This window comes from Wolbachia endosymbiont of Aedes aegypti (assembly GCF_021496215.1).
In the GTDB taxonomy this organism is placed as follows: Bacteria; Pseudomonadota; Alphaproteobacteria; order Rickettsiales; family Anaplasmataceae; genus Wolbachia; species Wolbachia pipientis.
In genome coordinates, this window is the sequence record NZ_CP090902.1 from 117,443 (window position 1) to 136,039 (window position 18,597).

At 34.8% G+C, this 18,597-nt stretch carries 16 protein-coding genes, 1 tRNA gene and 1 pseudogene; 13 read left to right on the forward strand and 5 right to left on the reverse strand.

Annotation, left to right across the window (positions count from 1 at the left end):
- Positions 1–60: 60 nt before the first annotated feature.
- The 3 genes from L0Z58_RS00625 to L0Z58_RS00635 form a co-directional block, all read right to left on the reverse strand.
- On the reverse strand, positions 61–651 hold the full coding sequence (locus tag L0Z58_RS00625; RefSeq protein WP_010962383.1) for a CvpA family protein: 591 nt from the start codon (positions 649–651) through the stop codon (positions 61–63).
- A 57-nt stretch (positions 652–708) separates the two neighbouring features.
- Positions 709–1,305, reverse strand: coding sequence for a riboflavin synthase (locus L0Z58_RS00630; RefSeq protein WP_010962384.1), 597 nt, complete (start codon positions 1,303–1,305; stop codon positions 709–711).
- A 181-nt stretch (positions 1,306–1,486) separates the two neighbouring features.
- Entirely contained in the window at positions 1,487–3,217 is a 1,731-nt protein-coding gene (locus tag L0Z58_RS00635) for a hypothetical protein (RefSeq protein WP_010962385.1), read from the reverse strand.
- 146 nt (positions 3,218–3,363) lie between these two features.
- Here L0Z58_RS00635 and pheS point away from each other — a divergent pair, with 146 nt between their 5' ends.
- The 11 genes and pseudogenes from pheS (at position 3,364) to ruvC (ending at position 12,416) form a co-directional block, all read left to right on the forward strand.
- Complete coding sequence (pheS, locus tag L0Z58_RS00640) at positions 3,364–4,407, forward strand: phenylalanine--tRNA ligase subunit alpha (protein ID WP_010962386.1); 1,044 nt, start codon at positions 3,364–3,366, stop codon at positions 4,405–4,407.
- Entirely contained in the window at positions 4,408–5,700 is a 1,293-nt protein-coding gene (gene glmU, locus L0Z58_RS00645; RefSeq protein ID WP_010962387.1) for a bifunctional UDP-N-acetylglucosamine diphosphorylase/glucosamine-1-phosphate N-acetyltransferase GlmU, read from the forward strand.
- A gap of 1,020 nt (positions 5,701–6,720) precedes the next feature.
- Positions 6,721–7,023, forward strand: coding sequence for a 50S ribosomal protein L21 (gene rplU / locus L0Z58_RS00650; protein WP_010082251.1), 303 nt, complete (start codon positions 6,721–6,723; stop codon positions 7,021–7,023).
- A 10-nt stretch (positions 7,024–7,033) separates the two neighbouring features.
- Positions 7,034–7,303, forward strand: a complete 270-nt coding sequence (gene rpmA, locus L0Z58_RS00655) for a 50S ribosomal protein L27 (RefSeq protein ID WP_010962388.1) — start codon at positions 7,034–7,036, stop codon at positions 7,301–7,303.
- 9 nt (positions 7,304–7,312) lie between these two features.
- A tRNA-Ile gene (locus tag L0Z58_RS00660) sits at positions 7,313–7,389 on the forward strand.
- Between the two features lie 57 nt (positions 7,390–7,446).
- Positions 7,447–8,619: a methionine adenosyltransferase gene (gene metK, locus L0Z58_RS00665; RefSeq protein WP_010962389.1), complete on the forward strand. Its 1,173-nt coding sequence runs from the start codon at positions 7,447–7,449 to the stop codon at positions 8,617–8,619.
- 228 nt (positions 8,620–8,847) lie between these two features.
- A pseudogene (locus tag L0Z58_RS00670) lies at positions 8,848–9,680 on the forward strand (IS5 family transposase).
- Entirely contained in the window at positions 9,677–10,348 is a 672-nt protein-coding gene (locus L0Z58_RS00675) for a TenA family protein (RefSeq protein ID WP_010962390.1), read from the forward strand. The pseudogene L0Z58_RS00670 and the gene L0Z58_RS00675 overlap by 4 nt, the downstream one beginning before the upstream one ends.
- A 44-nt stretch (positions 10,349–10,392) precedes the next feature.
- Positions 10,393–11,052: a TenA family protein gene (locus tag L0Z58_RS00680; protein WP_010962391.1), complete on the forward strand. Its 660-nt coding sequence runs from the start codon at positions 10,393–10,395 to the stop codon at positions 11,050–11,052.
- Between the two features lie 47 nt (positions 11,053–11,099).
- Positions 11,100–11,927: a cytochrome c oxidase subunit 3 gene (locus L0Z58_RS00685; RefSeq protein WP_006279354.1), complete on the forward strand. Its 828-nt coding sequence runs from the start codon at positions 11,100–11,102 to the stop codon at positions 11,925–11,927.
- Positions 11,928–12,416 carry a crossover junction endodeoxyribonuclease RuvC gene (ruvC, locus tag L0Z58_RS00690; RefSeq protein ID WP_010962392.1) on the forward strand — a complete coding sequence of 163 codons (489 nt, stop codon included), beginning with the start codon at positions 11,928–11,930 and terminating at the stop codon, positions 12,414–12,416.
- Positions 12,417–12,460: 44 nt separating this feature from the next.
- On the opposite strand, the gene ruvX is transcribed toward ruvC, so the two are convergent.
- Both ruvX and L0Z58_RS00700 read right to left on the reverse strand, forming a co-directional pair.
- On the reverse strand, positions 12,461–12,928 hold the full coding sequence (gene ruvX / locus L0Z58_RS00695) for a Holliday junction resolvase RuvX (protein ID WP_010082183.1): 468 nt from the start codon (positions 12,926–12,928) through the stop codon (positions 12,461–12,463).
- A 303-nt stretch (positions 12,929–13,231) separates the two neighbouring features.
- Entirely contained in the window at positions 13,232–13,417 is a 186-nt protein-coding gene (locus L0Z58_RS00700) for a hypothetical protein (protein ID WP_138264918.1), read from the reverse strand.
- A 694-nt stretch (positions 13,418–14,111) separates the two neighbouring features.
- On the opposite strand from L0Z58_RS00700, the gene gatB reads away from it, so the two are divergent.
- Positions 14,112–15,536 carry an Asp-tRNA(Asn)/Glu-tRNA(Gln) amidotransferase subunit GatB gene (gatB, locus tag L0Z58_RS00705; RefSeq protein WP_010962393.1) on the forward strand — a complete coding sequence of 475 codons (1,425 nt, stop codon included), beginning with the start codon at positions 14,112–14,114 and terminating at the stop codon, positions 15,534–15,536.
- 225 nt (positions 15,537–15,761) lie between these two features.
- The gene (locus tag L0Z58_RS00710; RefSeq protein ID WP_186799896.1) at positions 15,762–18,596 is read left to right on the forward strand and encodes an ankyrin repeat domain-containing protein; all 2,835 of its coding nucleotides are present in this window, start codon (positions 15,762–15,764) and stop codon (positions 18,594–18,596) included.
- The last annotated feature ends 1 nt before the right edge of the window (position 18,597 follow it).

Genomic DNA, 18,597 nt, shown 5'->3' on the forward strand with positions numbered 1-18,597 from the left:
CTTAACCTGACACATATGGCTTTTTGAATACTCCCAATGAAAATATTTATAAATAAATATTTACTCTTCTTTTTTATTGTTTTTAGGTTTTTCTTGATCAACCATTTCTCCACCGATCTCTTTTATTTTTAGTATCAACGACTCTGGTACATACATGTCAATTACTTCTTCTGCTGTCACAAATAAAGCCTGATAAGAGTGTGAATTTATTATCCAATTAGGCAATATGTCTTCTGCTTCTATTTTATACTCTCCCTCTTTTTTGTCATATACTGTGTAGCAATATAAGTGCACAGCAAAAAATAATACATAAGAGAGCAATATTCCTTTAAGCACTCCGAGAAAGATTCCAGTAACTCTATCGATAAACCCCAACCTTATGGGTGATAATATGTACATTAGCCAGTTATTTATTATCATGAATATAAGATTAAGTATAATAAATACAGAGATTGTAGAAAGTATGTTTAGTGTAACTTTAGAATCAAAATATTTACTATAATTTGGAGCGAAAAAATCATAGTGATTAGCTGTCAGAAAGACCGATAAAAATAGAAACATTAGTGCGCATAGCTCTTTTATAAAGCCTCTAGTTACCGAGATTATTACGCATAGAACAACAATGAAGATAATTAGGCTATCGAAAAGCATGTTTTATATCTATATGGTTTTCAAGATATAATAGTTGTAAATAACAAGGTTGTAAAATTAATTGTATTTATGCTGCATCAATTGATCTAAATACCTAGCGATCATGTCAATTTCTAAATTCAAATAATCATTTACTTTGTTGTACTGAAAAGTTGTATTTTCCCATGTATAGGGAGTGATATTTACTGTAAATTCCTGATTAATAACTGAATTCACTGTGAGGGAAACCCCATCTAGTGTAACGGAGCTTTTTTTTGCAACAAATTTAATTAATTCTTGTGGGCACGATAGTTTGATTTCATGAGAATCTAAATTTTGATTAATTGTTAAAAATTTTACTATCCCATCAACATGACCCTGAACCAGGTGGCCATCGATCTTATCGCTTAATCTCATTGCTTGTTCGAGATTTATTTTTTTTCCTATTCTCCACGTATTTAAGTTAGCAACCTTCATAGTTTCTTGAGATGCTTGGACTGTAAATGTATCGCTCATTATATCAACAACAGTTAAACACACACCAGAGCAAGCTATTGAATCTCCTTTATTTATAGAGGATAAATTTTGTGTCTTGATATGGAAAATTTGATCAGAGTTGAAGTGAGTGGTAGTATCAGTTATAGTCCCGATATCCGTGATAATTCCTTTAAACATATGGTGAAAATAAATAATTTTACCATGAAAAATTTTTTACAACAACTTATTTCTATTTTGTTATAGTTAAAGTAATTCTGGTTTACCGACAATTTAAAAAACGACAAATTCGTCATCCCGCTACGTGTTAGCGGGATCTAGAGATACCGTGACGGTATGACGTAGGAAAACTGAGCCTGCACTAGCTATAGGCGCGAGAAAGGGGATCGTTTTCACTTACTTGTTCAATAGATTCTATAGAATATTCAGAATATATGAAATAAGCCAAACTCAGAACACATAATGCAGTTAATATTGGTAACCCTATGTTCAATGCTAGCCCAATACTTTCTCTTTTTTCTGGTGGCACTAATCCTTTTAACATTGACACTTTTCCTAACGGAAAATGCCATAAGCAAAGTGTTGATGCAGATGCTACTATTATAAATAGACAAAAATAAGCCTTTTTTGAGGAAAATACAGTTTTTAATGATGATTTGAGTGTAATGTTAGTAGGTGGTAGAGTTTTAGCTTCATTTGTTGCTGGTGAAAGATCTTTAATTGGTAAAGGGTTTGTAGATTTATGAGGAGTATTTTCATCTTGTGGAGAAGGTTGTTGTATATAAACACCTGAAACTAATTTAAGCAATTGCTCTTTTTTTCTATATACTTGTTTTTGTAAATATTCTTTACCTAAAAGTGAGTTACTAAGAGGTTGTGGCCTTTCGAGTATCTGTAATACTTCTGATATCTCGCCTGGCTCTAATATTGCATGTAATTGTTTATCTTGAAAGTAAACAATATTGAATACTGAGCTGAAAATATTGCAAAATGTTTCTGGATCTTGATTTTTGTATCCACTCATCACTTCAATAAATATTTTATCGAGTTTTTTCCCCCTGTGCTCAATTTGGTTATCTATCATAGCTACTCTAGCATCATTTTGTGCTTGTTTTATGGCTAATGGTTTTTCTTTCTCTGATAGTTCTTTGGTCTGCTTTTTTGACTTCTTTTTTCTGTTAGCCTTAAAATACTCTGTGTGCGAAGTAGTTTGACCTACATTCTGTTCTGCTTCTTGAAGTATTGGATTTTCTATACTACCCCCTGTCATCCGAGTAGCTTGACTACTTGGATCCATGTTTCTTTTTTCCTGGTCAAACGCTGGAATAACACCAAATGGTATATTGTTGCTCTGTATAGAAAATTTTGGCAATTGTTGGGAAAAGAATTGTGACGTATTAAAAAAATTGGGTAGACAGAAAAAAGATCTAAACCAGAAAACGTTTTCATGCATTGCAGCAACTACTATCGAAACACGTGTAACTTGTTTTCCATTATTTGTTACATCGAAGCCAAATGAGCCTGTAACTGGTACGATTTGTTTATTTTGTGCATTTTTTTGGTTAGTTTCACTCTGTTCTTTTTTGTCTTCATTTTCAGTTTTTTCTGCATGTTGTAGCTTTTCATTTAGAAATAACTCGATTTGGTACAAGTTGTCCAGGTTAATGTTTTCAACGTCTGTTTGTAGCGTTATCGTTGTGCCCTGCAGAAGGATTTGAGGCGGAGCACTATTTACGAATTCTTCTACAGTTTTATAACTGTTAGTTTTACAGTAGTTATTATATAGTTCACTGCTTTCTTTGGGCACTTTTATGTTGGCTGTAAAATTTTTTTCCCGGGAAAGGCAGATTTTGAAAAAATTAATTAAAGAGTTTATTCGAAATAATCTTATATTAAAGGTGTCTTTATCTGTTGCTGTTAGCTCAAATGAAAATTCTTGTATATTACTTTCAATACTTCTCGAGCGAATAGTACTGATCTTAATTGTTTCGCTAGAAAATGCTTTACTTATGTTTCTGGATTTTTCCTTAAAGAGCTTAGGTAAATCCTCTATTTTATACTTATTCTTAGTTTCAGTATTACTGTTGTGCATAGTTGATACAGCAAATTCATCAACGCAAAGGTAAATAAAAAAGATTAATCAGTCAATAAATTAATAATCAGAATAGGGCAATTTTTCGGATTGTTGATGATATTTAAAATTTCACTATAATGAAAGTTTAAGCCAGCGTTTTTAAGATGAATAAAGAGTTATTAGATGACATACTTTCACTTGAAGATAAAGCAGTTTCCGAAATTGAGAATGCTTCTTCTTTACAAGATTTAGAAAAAGTTAGGCTATCATATTTGGGAAAAAAGGGTGTAATTAAAGCTTATTTTGACAACTTAAAAGAGATAGAAGACGCAGGAAAAAAGCGCAATTTAGGCGAAGTTATCAACGTTTTACGTAATAAGCTAGATCAGCTTATAATGAGTAAGGAGAATATACTAAAAGCCGAAGAAGTTAACTTTAAATTGCAGAACGAGGCAGTTGATATCACGTTGTCTGCGAGGCCAGAAAAAATTGGCAAGGTCCATCCACTCAGTAAGGTTCTAAATGAAGTAAAGCTTATTTTTGCACATATGGGTTTTAAGGCAGTTGATGGCCCTGACATTGAAGATGAATTTCATGTATTTGATGCACTGAATACTCCAAGTCATCATCCTGCACGAGAGGAGCAAGATACCTTCTACTTAAAGAATAAAATAGATGATAAAAGAATGGTACTGCGCACTCACACCTCATCTGTACAGATTAGAACCATGGAAAAAACAAAAAAATTCCCAATTAAAATAGTAGCCGCAGGTAGAGTATACAGAAACGACTTTGATGCAACTCACACCCCTATGTTCCATCAAATAGAGGGGTTATATGTCGATGAGAATGTCAATATGGGCCAGTTAAAATTTACTATTCATCACTTCCTTAATAAGTTCTTTGGCGATAAAGGGCTGAAGATACGTTTTCGTAATAGTTTTTTCCCTTTTACCGAGCCTTCTGCGGAAGTGGACATAAGTTATAAAGGTAGTAAATGGATAGAAGTACTGGGATGCGGTATGACGCATCCAAATGTATTTCAAAATGTTGGAATAGACCATACTAAATACAACGGTTTTGCGTTTGGCATTGGTATAGAAAGGCTTGCAATGCTAAAATATCAAATTAGCGACTTGAGGAGCTTTTATGACAACAAAATCAGCTGGCTTGATCATTACGGTTTTCATTTTTCATCTTTAAGATAAGTGATAAGTAAAACTCATACGTTCGTTATACTTGCTTCAGGGCATGGCAGGCGGATGAATTCAGATTTGCCTAAGGTCCTACACAAAATAGGCAGTTTTTCCATGCTCCAGCATGTCATTTACAATGCAAAACAGTTAAATCCTGAAAATATTGCTGTTGTAGTTGATCAGCCTTTAATTGAAAGACTAAAGTGTTTTAAGGATATACAGTTAATTACACAAGAATTAACACTTGGCACGGGAGATGCGGTCAAAACTGCGATGAGAAACCTAAGAGAATTGCCAGATTCAAGCATAGTTGTTGTGCAGTATGGGGATACTCCGCTCATAAAAAGCAGCACAATAACTAAAATGATTAGTTATTTAGAAGGCAAGGCTCTAGTTTGCCTAGGTTTTAGGACAAGCAATAAAGAATACGGTAGGTTAATTATTGAGAATGGTTCCTTAAGAGAAATCGTAGAAGCAAAGAGTGATAAAAATAATCATGAAGAATTTCTTGCAAATGCTGGAATAATGGTTGCATGTGCAAAGAATTTACGTGAATTGGTGGAGAAAATAGAGTGCAATAGCTCAACTCATGAATATTACTTGACCGATATAGTTTCCATTGCAGTGAAGAGTAATTTAAATGTCGGTTACGTTATTACCGGTGGAGAAGAAGCAACGGGAATAAATAACAGAAATGACCTTATAAAAGCTGAGTTTTACTTTCAAGAAAATAAAAGAAAAATTTTTACCGACTCCGGAGTAACGCTTGTTGCACCAGAGACTGTTTTCTTTTCTCTTGATACGCAAATTGCCAGAGATTCAGTTATTTACCCATATGTTTTTTTCGGTACTGGAGTGAAAATAGAGTCTGGTGCGAAAATACTGCCATTTTCGCATTTAGAAAACTGCTTAATTAAAAGTAATGCTGAGGTCGGTCCATTTACCAGAATACGCGGAAACACAACAATTGGTAATAAGGCAAAAATAGGAAATTTTGTGGAAGTGAAAACAAGTGAAGTTGGTCAAAACACTAGAATAAAACACTTAAGTTATATAGGAAATGCTAAAGTAGGGCAGGAGAGTAATATAGGAGCAGGCACTATTGTTTGTAATTATGATGGGAAAAATAAACATGAAACGAATATAGGGAGCAATTGCTTTGTTGGCGCCAATAGCTCACTAATTGCGCCGCTTAATATTCATGATGAATCTGTAATTGCAGCAGGTAGTGTTATAGTTGAGGATGTACCAGAAAAAAGCCTTGCAATAGCAAGAGAAAAGCAAGTAACTAAGAGAATAAAGTAGTCTAATTTAATTATGTTGTTGTGTCATTTTTAATATTAGACTTCTTGCATAACCATATAACAAACTTTTATTGGGAATAGAAACAAAAAAACTTCCTTGACAAACTCCGCCAGCCCCCTTATCATAACAGCGAAGCTATTGTATTTGCTTTCGCCAATCTGCAGATTAAAAGGTAAGGATTACTTAATGTATCGGCGTCTTATGTTCAATTTTTTGCAGTATATAGATACTGTATGTCTTTACAAAACTTCATCTACATCTAGATTTTTATCTAAATAAGCTGAACGCGCTTATAAAGCGTTACAAGACATCAAAAAATGCCAATACTCGACAGAGATAGTAAAAGACTAGCTAACTCGGGGGTCCTTTGTCTTTTTTTCTGCTTAGTAAATTTCTTAAACATTTGCAGCGTAGGTTAGTTGCAATTAAAAGCAGCTAAATTGCAGTGTTTAAGACTTAAAAAACGCCAATACTGAAAATAGACAATGACTAGGGTTTCTTTTGCCTTTTTTTTCATTTGGTAAATTCCTTAATGTTTATGGCTAAACGACAATCGTCATCCCGCTGCTTGTTAGCGGGATCTATTGCTGAGATACCGCGAATGAATCGCGGTATGACGGTTCGCGGCGGTATGACGTAGGACTGCTGTCATCCCAGTGCGTGACACTGGAATCCCAAAAAAGGATGATGTCATCCTAGTGCTCCTTTTTTTGTCATCCGAGTAGCTGACACTTGGATGACATCGTCATAAAGGAACCAGTGTCAAGCTACTCGGATGACAGGAGAAGGGGCTACTTGCATGACGGTGTCGGTAAACTTAGAGCTATAATAACTATTTGCCTTTTTTCTGCTTAGGTTATGCAAGAAGTCTACTGTCTGAGAAAAGGTAGATAAAAGATGAAAACAGATAGAAGTATTTTAGTAGCTCAAAAAGAACGTTAAGTCATGCTTTTTATTTATATTGACAGCGTATATGACATCGTTTACGATTAAAGTTAATAACAATAATTTATATTTATCATGTTTGCAGTAATTGAGACTGGTGGAAAGCAATATTTAGTAAAAGAAGGTAGTATAATAAAGGTAGAGAAGTTAGAAGCTGAAGAAAAAAAAGAGGTGGAAATCAATAAGGTGATTTGTATTTCAAATAGTGGCTTATCTTATTCATCTAATGCTACTGTTAAAGCTGAAGTGTTGGAGCAGTGCAGGGGGGAAAAAATTATAATCTTTAAGAAGAAAAGAAGAAAAAATTACCGTAGGAAAACTGGTCATAGGCAGTATATAACTGTTCTTCGTATAAATGAAATTAGTCTTCAAAAGTAAGAGGTAAGATATGGCAACTAAAAAATCAGGTGGTAGTTCCTGTAATGGTAGAGATTCAGCGGGTCGTAGGTTAGGAATAAAGAAGGATGGGAAGGTTATTCCTGGTAACATAATTGTGCGCCAAAGAGGCACAAAATTCCATCCTGGAAAGAATGTTGGTATAGGTAAAGATCATACGATTTTTGCTAAAATAGAAGGCTGGGTCAGCTTTAGAAGATCAGCAAATAAAAAGACTTTTATTGATATCTTGCCTACAGATAATATGAAAGCTTCAGCTTGAATAAATCAGGGGTCTGTAGCTCAGGTGGTTAGAGCGCACGCCTGATAAGCGTGAGGTCGGAGGTTCAACTCTTCCCAGACCCACCATTTAGTAGTTACTAACTGTGTTTTCTATAGCGGTTTTGATATTGTATAAGCAAAAACATGAGTTTATATAAAAATTTAGTAACCAGTGAATCAGTGGCGGCTGGTCATCCAGATAAAGTAGCAGATCAAATTTCAGATGCAGTACTTGATGAGTACCTTTTTACTGATCCTTTTGCGCGAGCTGCAATAGAGACTTTAGTCGCCAAAGATAACGTTATTATAGCTGGGGAAGTGTTTGGGCCTAACATCAAAAATAGCAGGATTGAAAGTATTGTACGGAATACAATAAAAGATATTGGTTACAAGCACGATGGGTTCCACTGGAGAAAAGTGAAAGTAAATATATTGCTGCATGAGCAATCAAATGACATTGCAATAGGGTTGGATCAAGGTGCTGGAGATCAGGGCATAATGTATGGCTATGCAACAACAGAGACAGAAAACCTTATGCCGGCACCCATTTTTTATGCACACTCGATTCTGAAAAATATCATGAGCGCAGTTAAAGAAGCAAAACTTGGTCCAGATGCAAAGTCACAAATCACTTTGGCATATGAGAATAACCTCCCGGTACGTGCTGAAAGTATTATTGTCTCAATACAGCACCCTGAGGATTTGGATCAATCAAAAGTAAAAGAAATAATTTACCCTTACATAGTTTCATCTTTACCTGAAGGATGGATGTGTCCTGAGGAAAATCTCTTAGTCAATCCAACTGGTAGATTTGTTATTGGTGGACCGGTTAGTGATTGTGGATTAACCGGACGAAAAATTATGGTTGATACTTATGGAGGTTATATTCCACACGGTGGAGGAGCGTTTTCCGGAAAAGATGCAACCAAAGTTGATAGATCTGCGGCTTATATGGCAAGATATCTTGCTAAAAATATTGTCTTTGCAGGTTTGGCTGAACGTTGTCTTGTGCAGCTTTCTTATGCAATTGGTGTATCAAAACCTACTTCATTCTATATTGATACATTTGGTGCGAATAAGGTAGAGGAAAGAGTAATTAAAAAGTTTATCGAGAATAATATAGATTTATCAACAAAAGGCATAATCAAGCATTTATCGCTTAATCATCCTATATATAAACGTACAGCCTGTTATGGACATTTTGGTAAAGAGTCAGAAAGTGACGGTGGATTTTCTTGGGAAAGCATAAACTTGTCTGCTGATCTTCGTAGAGAATTCAATATAGAAGGTAATAGTAAAATTTCTTTAGATTGCTAAAATTTTTGATTTACAGCCCCATATTTATATACTAGCTTATTGTTAAAGCATAGCACGCTTTTTCATAATAATTATACCATATTAGTAATAATTTTTATATTCAATTTTTATTGTGAGGCTTATAAAGTGTATAACGAAATAGAAGGAGAACTGTACAACGTAATTGTAAGAGGTTGTCCGGAAACAAGTAAAAGGCTATAATATCTGAAATTTTAGTACGGGGTAAAGATGAGAAAAAAGTATCCAACAGATCTAAGCGAAAGGGAATGGTCAAGAATAGAAAAACACTTCAGAGTATCATACAAGAAAGGAGGAAGGCCGCCAAAGTATAGCAAAAGAGAAATATTAGAAGCAATTTTCTATGTATTGCGTACAGGGTGTCAATGGCGGTATTTACCAAATGATTTTCCGCTATGGAAGACTGTGTATGAGCAGTTCAGGCAATGGAAGAAGCAGGGAATTTTTGAGAAAATGAATTATGAAATTACAAAATATAGTAGAAGAAAAATAGGAAGGAATGAGCAGCCGAGTGCCTGTATAGTAGATAGTCAATCTGTAAAGACTACAGAAAAGGGGGGATCAAAGGCTATGATGGAAGTAAAAAAGTAAAGGGTAGAAAAAGGCATATAATTACAGACACTCAGGGTTTTATACTAGGTTGTTACGTAGGCGCTGCTAACGAAAATGATAGAGATGGTATTAAAATAGCATTAAACAATATGAGAACAAAATATACTAAAGTTAAAAAAATGTGGGCTGACATGGGATACCAAGGAAGAAATTTAAAGAATCACATAAAGGAAGAATATGACATAGATATTGAAATTGTTAAAAGGCCTCCATGTAGATTTTGGGTGCACAAAGATACGCCACCTGAGCTACTACCAACAAGAGAACAAGGGTTTAAAGTACAGCCAAGAAGATGGGTTGTAGAAAGGACTTTTGCTTGGGTTAATAGGAATAGAAGGCTATCGAAGGAGTATGATTTACTCACAACATCCACTGAGAATTTCATATACCTAGCTATGAGTAGGGTTATGTTAAAGAGGGAATATGCTTGAATTTACTAGTTTCCGGACAACCTCTAAAAGAGTTTTCTGATCTTATTGATAAAATAAAAGAACACCCTTTTAATGTTGAATTGATAAATAATACATTAGATTATGAAAAATTCAAATTCTACCTTCAGCAGGATTTTCTGTATTGTATAGATTGCGCTCGTGCTTTTTTAATTGTTGCAGCTAGAGTTGATGATATTGAAATGATGAGTAGTTTAATCAATTTGGCACAAGGAGCATTTTATGTTCGAGAACAGTGTAAAAAATATTTTGAAGATTGTGATCTATCTGATGATCACAAAAAGTCAAGAGCTTGTTCTGCCTTTACTGACTTTTTCATGAGTGCCGCATATCACAATTCTGTTAATGAAGCTTTAGTAGCATCTTATTCTTGCTTTAACATATACCAAATCGTTATACGCCATATGGTAAATGAGATAACAACTAAAGGGGTTAAAAATAACAAATACAAAGAGTGGATCAACATTTATAGTAGCGAAACAGTAAATGCTGTAATTGATGAGGTTACTGATATTACAAATAAGCTATATAAAAAAGCTAGTGACTGTGAAAAAAAGAGGATGTATGAGTTTTTTAAGAAAGGGCTGGAATTAGAAATAATGTTTTGGGATGAGGCATATTACTCTAATATATCTAGCAAAGAATATTAGCAGCGGATTATTTACGTTAACTTGATCTTTTATCGGTAACTACAGTGTTCAGTGGCATAATTAGGAGCTGTTACGGGTCAAATCTTTTAAAGGATATAATTGAGCATCCTTTTAATGTTGAGTTAGCGAATAACACCCTAAATATAGAGAACTTCAAATTCTATGCTCAACAAAAGACGTTGTTCTTAGGTGATTATATTCGTACCACCTTAATTACTGCATCCAAAATGGAAGATTATAGTAGTATTATCTCGCTTGCTGAAGTAGCCCAAAGAGTAGTGACTGTTAATAGAATGCTATATGACTACTACTTTACTATGTACGGTATAAGTCGCGAAAAGAAATCTCTTGAGTGTTTTAATTTCACTAATTTTCTTTTATCCATCTCGCATAGTAATACCTATGAGGCTATGACGGTTTTGTATTCTTGCATGTTTATATACGAGACTGTCGTTGATAGCATGAAAAATAGATTCAAGAAAAATAATAGATATAGGGATTGGTTTAATTTTTGTTACAGTGATTCAGTAAAGTCTGGATGCATTATTTTGGAAAATATTGTTGATGGATATTGCAGCAGAGCAAGAGAAAACGAAAAGAGCAGAATGCTTGAGTTGTTTAGAATAACTGCACAATTTGTGTTAGATTTTTTGAACGGTGCATATAATTTTTCAAGATTCAATCAATTTCCTAAGGAACATTGACAATTTTAAGCTAATTTGTATCCTTAATAAGTATTTTTTAAAATGCTATGAAAAGTAAAGAACATGATTTTCATTTAGTGGATCCAAGCCCTTGGCCAATTGCTGTATCAGCAGCAATTCTTATTCTTGCACTTGGATTAGTTGGCGCGCTTCATAAACAAATTGTCGGAATGTTTTGTTTAGTTTTGGGAATCTCCGCAGTATCAGGGGTGCTGTTTTATTGGTGGAGAGATGTAATAAGGGAGGCCATTTATGACAAATGTCACACTGCCATTGTAAAACATGGACTCAAATTTGCAATGTACTTGTTTATTCTCTCGGAGGTCGTATTTTTTATAGTGTTCTTTTGTTCATTCTTTAAAGCCTGGCTTGATCCAGTTTTTTTATTTGAGGCGTTTTCTCCTGCAAAAAAAGTTGAATGGCCCCCTGAGGGAATTTTGCCACCTGATCCGTGGTCACTACCATTCATGAATACATTAATATTATTGCTTTCTGGTACAACAATTACTTGGGCAAATCACTCTTTACTTAAAAATGATAAAAAGAGCATGATTAAAATGCTGTCCATAACTATATTGCTTGGAGTTTTTTTTATAATAGTGCAAGCAATAGAGTATCATGAAGCGAGTTTTTCTCTACAAGAAACAGGAGAAAAGCTTATTTATACATCCAATTTTTATATGATTACCGGTTTTCACTGCGCACACGTTATAATAGGAATAATATTTTTATCAGTGTGTTTATTTAGAGCACGGAAAGGCCAATTTACACTTCAGGACCATTTGTGCTTTGAGTTTGCCTCCTGGTATTGGCACTTTGTAGATGTAGTCTGGATATTTTTATTTTTGTTTGTCTATTGGTTAAGCGTTTATTAAGTGGTTAAAATAATAGGTCTAGATCCAGGAATAAGCAAGACTGGGTGGGCCATTATCAGCCTGAACGAAAAAAATAATATTGAATTTTTGGGCGGCGGTACCATATCAACTGATGGTAAATTGGGTACAGGTGAACGCCTACATATAATTTTTGAACAATTAAAGAAAGTAATTTCCCTATACTCTCCGAATGAAGCTGCGGTGGAGAAAATTTTTGTTAATAAAAATCCTAAATCTTCACTAACTTTAGGATATGCAAGAGGGGTTGTAATTTTAGCGTTAAAAATAACAAAGCTAACTATGAATGAATATGATGCAAACTATGTAAAAAAAAGCATTACCGGAAATGGCCATGCTGATAAGGATCAGATTATATTTATGGTGAAGCAAATAGTTAAAAATTTGAGTATAAAATGCCACCATGTTGCTGACGCTCTTGCTGTAGCAATTTGTCATGCTTATACGAAAGGTTCTTGTTTTGTTGAGTAACTTTTATATGGGATTCAGTTTGAAGATTTCCAGATCTGGAAAAACTATTTGATTGTATTTATCTTGTCTAACGTTCGTTGCAAAATAATACATGCGGAGATTTTATCATCTATTTTTTTCGATTTTGTGATTGATATTCCAGTAATTTTTAGTGTATGAGTTGCGATAGATGTTGAGAAGCTTTCGTCTTGTAAGTATATATTTACTTTATATTTTTTTATTATTTTATTTGCGAATTGGATTATAGTTTTACACCATTTAGTTTCTTGCTCGTCCATTTTTAATGGTAGTCCTATTACCATTGATCCAGATTCATTTTCTTTGAATATTCTATGCAGATAACCTAAATCTTTGCTCATATTTTTTCTGTGATATATGCTATGAGCTGTGGCTATGAGCTGTGTTTTATCGCTAAATGCTATGCCTATTTGCTTTTCTCCCATGTCAAGGCACATTATGCGTTTATCTTTTGGAATAGACTTTAGAAACTCATCTGGATTTCTATGTAGCATCTATTAGACTTCCTTTAAAGTGACCTTACCAAAAAAGTGGAGAGAAAGTTAAGAAAATTTTTTACAAAAAGAATAATGAATCAAATTGCTCAGGAATGCAATAGACTTCTTGCATAACCCAAACTAAGTAGAAAAAAGGTATCATCTAAGTAGCTGACACTGGTTTCCATCCAAAAGGGCAGTGCCCCTATGATGTCATTCCAGTGCTTGACACTGGAATCCAGACTTTAATTGTTATACTTGTAAATAAGTCTGGTGAGAATAGACGTTCATCTCAAAATGCAGTATTTTTGTTGAAATAGCTCAACTGGATTCCAGCGTCACGCGCTGGAATGACACCTTTGTGTTTGCATAGCTGTACGAACATTGTGATTTGAGAGCAATCTCCACAAGGGAGGATGTCATTCCAGTCCCCAGACACTGGAATCCAGGAAAAAGAATGGTGTCATCCAAGTAGCTGACACTGGGATCCAGAAGACTTAATTTCAACCAAATAATAAAGGCTGGATCCCAGTGCTTGGCACTGGAATGACAGCAATCCTACGTCATACCGCAATTCATTCGCGGTATCTCGGCCGCTAACAAGTAGCGGGATGACGGTTATCGTTTAGCTACAAACATTAAGAAATTTACCAAACGAAAAAAAAGGCAAAAGAAGCCCCGTGGTTGGCTAATTACTTACATTATACTTTCAAGTATGGCGTTTTTTTATTCTAAACACTTAATAACCGCGATTCAGTTGCTTTTAAACCGCAACTAATCTAAATTATAAACGTTAAGAAATTTACTAAACAGAAAAAAAGGCAAAAGAAACCCTAGGGTAGCTAGTTATTCACTATCCATTTTTTAAGTTGGCGTTTTTTTATGTTTTAAACGCTTTATAAGCGCGTTTCAGCTTATGTAGGTAGAAGTTTGATAAAGACATAAGGTGCACATAGTGCAAAAAATTAAACATGAGACGCCAGATACGTGAGTTTTTTTGTCATTTAATCTGTACAGATAAGATAAATAAATAGCTTCAATTTTATGATAAGAGGGCTGGCGAAGCTTGTCAAGTAATCTTTTGCATTTAACCCGTTTCTATGGGTAAAACAATCTGCATACCACTTAGCTAACATGAGTTTTGTTTTGACTTTTTGTGCTAATTTTGCAGAATATTAAGATTATCATTTAAATAAAATACATGACGAAAGAGGATTGGGAAGCGGTAATTGGGCTTGAGGTGCATGCTCAAGTTTCTTCTAATACGAAGCTATTTTCTAGCTCATCAACGGAATTTGGTGCTGAGCATAACACTCAAGTTTCTCTAGTTGATGCGGCAATGCCAGGTACGCTGCCAATACTAAATTATTACTGCATAGAGCAAGCAATACGCACTGGTCTTGCACTTTCTGCAGAAATTAATAAGTATTCTTACTTTGATCGGAAAAATTATTTTTATCCTGATTTACCGCAAGGTTACCAGATAACCCAGTTTTTTGAGCCAATAGTTAAAAATGGTAGAGTATTTATCAACGACAATGAAAAGGAAATAAGAATTGCGAGAATTCATTTAGAGCAAGATGCAGGAAAGAGCGTTCATGAGGAAAGCAAAACTTATGTAGATTTAAATCGTGCAGGGGTTGCTTTAATGGAAATTGTTTCAGAACCAGATCTCCGTTCATCTGCGGAAGCTGCAGAATGCATGAAAAAATTGAGGCAGATTTTGCGTTACATTGGTTCGTGTGATGGTGATATGGAAAAGGGATCACTTCGTTGTGATGCAAATGTTTCTGTCCGCCTAAAAGGCAGTAGTACATTTGGCACTCGTTGTGAAATAAAAAATCTGAACTCGATACGTTATATTGTGCAAGCTATAGACTATGAAATACAAAGACAAATTGAAATTTTAGAAAGTGGAGAAGAAATAAGTCAAGATACCTTATTGTTTGACGTTGCTTCGGGAAAAACAAAAGTGATGAGAAGCAAAGAGGATGCAAGCGATTATAGATACTTCCCTGAGCCTGATTTATTACCTGTTGAGGTAAGCCAGGATAAAATTGATTTAATTCAATCATCTTTGCCCGAGTTGCCAGATCAAAAAAAGCTGCGATACATTGAGGAATTGGGTATCAATGAATACGATGCAAACGTCATTACCTCCGATAAAGCAATTGCTGATTATTTTGAGGAATTGATAAAAAAACATGATTCAAAGCTCGCCGTTACCTGGTTAACCGTAGAGCTTTTTGGTCGTTTGAATAAAGCAGGTATTGATATTGTGAGCTCCCCAATCAAAGCAAATGCTTTGTCCGAACTCTTAGATTTTATCGTTGATGGAACAATCTCTGCTAAACTTGGCAAGCAGGTATTCGATAGTATGTTTGAAACTGGCAAACCTGCATCTTTAATTATAGAAGAGCAAGGCCTAAAACAAATAACCGATAGAGGTCAAATATCAGAAGTTATCGACAAAATCATCAATAACAACCAAGATAAAGTTCAAGAATACAAAAGCGGTAAAACAAAGTTATACGGATTCTTTGTCGGCGAAGTTATGAAACTTACCAAGGGAAAAGCCAGCCCTGATGTCGTGAATTCAATTTTGAGTGAAAGATTAAGTAATTAGTCACATTTTTTTATTTACATAACAGCACATCTCGTAGATATTCTCAGATTTACGCTACGATATCTGTATATCATGACATATAACTTTTTTACCATTTGTTGGTACTATTTTTAAAATTATGTGAGGTTGAGGATGCTTGAAGATCATCCTGTTTAGGGGGCAAAATGTTCTCGCCATGGTATTGACTATCAAGAGTTGTGGCTCATATTATTTCTCATGCGTGTGATGGATAAAAAATGTCCTTTCCGCTTAGCTACAGAATTGAAGTCAGCTGCAGGCTTTGATGATGTTGTTCTCCAATGTAAGCAAAATAAAACAACAATACATAGGTTTGTGCAAGTCAAACACAAACAAGATGGAACTGAAAAAATCAGTGTAGGTAGCTTATTAACAAAGAGTGGTGAGTTTAATTTGTTGAAATACTTTATTGCTTATTTAAAGATCAAAAGTAATGGAAAGTTTAAGGGTGAGATGAAGTATTTTGCTATTGTTACGAATATTGATTTTGATTTCACAGATTCAGCACAACATGAAGTGAGAAAGCTGAGAATGATGTCGAGTGGAAAGAATAAAGAAAAGGAAATTTCAGTTATAAGAATAGACACACAAGATGAGTTTCTGGATGTAGGTGATGGTGTAAGATATAAATTTGATAATAGTATTATCTCATACTTGCAGGAAAATAAGGATTTTATAAAGGGTAAGGTAGGTAGAGAAGTCAGTGATAAAGAAGTCGAAGACTTTTTAAATGAACTAGTGTTTGCGGTTAATTTGCCCAATGAAAGTCAGCTAAAAGAATTGTTTAAAGGTGAGATGAGTGGTAGATTGGCCAAAAAGTTTGGCTATGTTGGTGACAATGAAATCTTTTGCAATGACCTTCTGGAGAAAATATCAGACTGGGTGAAAGATATAAAAGGACGTTTTCTTTCGCCAGAAGAAGGAAAAGAATTTTTCCAAAAAGTGGAGCTATGGGCCAGCACTCTATGTGGGATAGAACGAGGGGTAAAGAAAGGGAATAAAGGAATTGATAAAATAGCAAAACAACAGCATAAGGATAGTAAAACACTGAATGAAATACATGCAGCTGTAACAGCGCAAAATAACAAGCAAAGACCCCATAAGAAACCTTATGGTCCTCGTGACAAAAAATCGAAAGCAAGAGAAGAAGGAGATATAGAAGAATCAGATGAATTTGATGAAATAGAAGCTTTAGAATTTGTTAAAAGGGCTTTGAATATAGAAAACAATTTACAGAATAAGGAAATAAAAAAGCTAGCACAGGAACTACAATATTCCCAATTGGCTTTAAAACTAGCGGTTACATATATTAGTGAAGAAAATATTGTATTTAGTCATAGGGGTAGAAAAAGGATTAGAGTTGGTGGCTATCTGAAAAAGTGTGAAAAGATAGCAGAGAAGCTACTTGACTTTAAGTCCGAATATAAAAGTGATCGTTATGCTAAGGCAACTTTCATAACTTGGAAAATTACAATTGATGCTATAGTGCAAAAAAAATTTAGGCCGGAAGCATTGAGCATTCTCGAGATAATGGCCTATTTTTCTCCTAATGAGATTTATATAGAAGAAATCTTTTCACAGCAAGTAGCTAATGATAAAGAAGCGTTGTGGAATGCTGTTGAGTTACTTAATCGATATTCAATGATTAAATTAAGGAAAGGAGTAGTAAATATTTACAGACTAGTGCAAAAGGTGACTAGATTAAAATTACAAGAGAAAGGCCGAGAAGAAGAGGTCTTAAGGAAAGCTCTAGAATTGATAAACAGTTATGATGTATTAATAGATAATTCTATTGTTGCATCTGTTTGGGGATATGTGAGTAAGTATGGTGAGTTAATTGACGAATTTTACTTTAATCCTATTTATGGTAAATGGAAATATACACCGTTGCATTCACTTGCCGAAAGTGGCAGTTATGAGGCAGTTAGGTGCGTATTAACACATATGGAAGAAAAACACCCAGATAAATTTAATTGTGTTGTTAATGCTAGGGATGGATCTGACAGCACTCCATTGTGTTCAGCTGTTGAGAGTGGAGGATTGGACATAGTGCAATATTTTATCAATAAGGGTGCAGATGTCAATGCTAAGAGCAGATATGGTATCACTCCGTTACATCAGGCTGTTTATGATGGAAGGGTTGATATAGTAGAATACCTTATAGGCAAAGGGGCGGACATTAACGCTAAAGATGAAAGTGGCTTCACTGCGTTACACTGGGCTACTATGATGTATAGGGTTGACGTGGCTAAGGTACTATTAAAACATAATGCAGATGTTAATGCTAAGGATAAAGATGGCGATACTTCGCTACATCTTGCTACTAAGATGGGTAGGGTTGCCGTAGCTAAGGTACTATTAGAACATAATGTAGATGTTAATGTTAAGAACGAACAAAATAGAATTTCGCTGCACTATGTTGCTAGAAGTGGAAGTATAGAAACGATAGAATGCCTCATTGAAAAAGGTGCCGATGTTAACGCTAAAGATGAAAATGGCAACACTCCGCTACACTTTGCTGCTATTATGGGAAATTTTGACACGGCTAGAGTGCTACTAAAACACAATGCAGATGTTGATACTAAGAATAATAGGGGAATGACAGCATTGCATTATGCCACTGATTTTGATCACCAAGAACTTGTGGAGTTACTTTCAGCTCGTGATACAAATTCTATTGACGATGGGATGTGTATGGTTGCTTTAGCTAAGACACTATTGAAACACACCACAAATGTTAGTGTTAAGAACGAATGCAATAAAACTCCACTGCACCATGCTGCTAAAATTGGAAGTGAAAAATTAACAAAATACTTCATTAAAGAAGGGGATGATGTTAACGCTAAAGATGAAAATGGCAACACTCCGCTACACTTTGCTGCTATTATGGAAAATTTTGACACGGCTAGAGTGCTACTAAAACGCAAAGCAGATGTTAATGCTAAGAATAATAGGGGAATGACAGCATTACATTATGCCACTGATTTTGATCATAGGGATCTTGTGGAATGGCTTTTAGCTCATGGTGCATCCATCCTGTGAC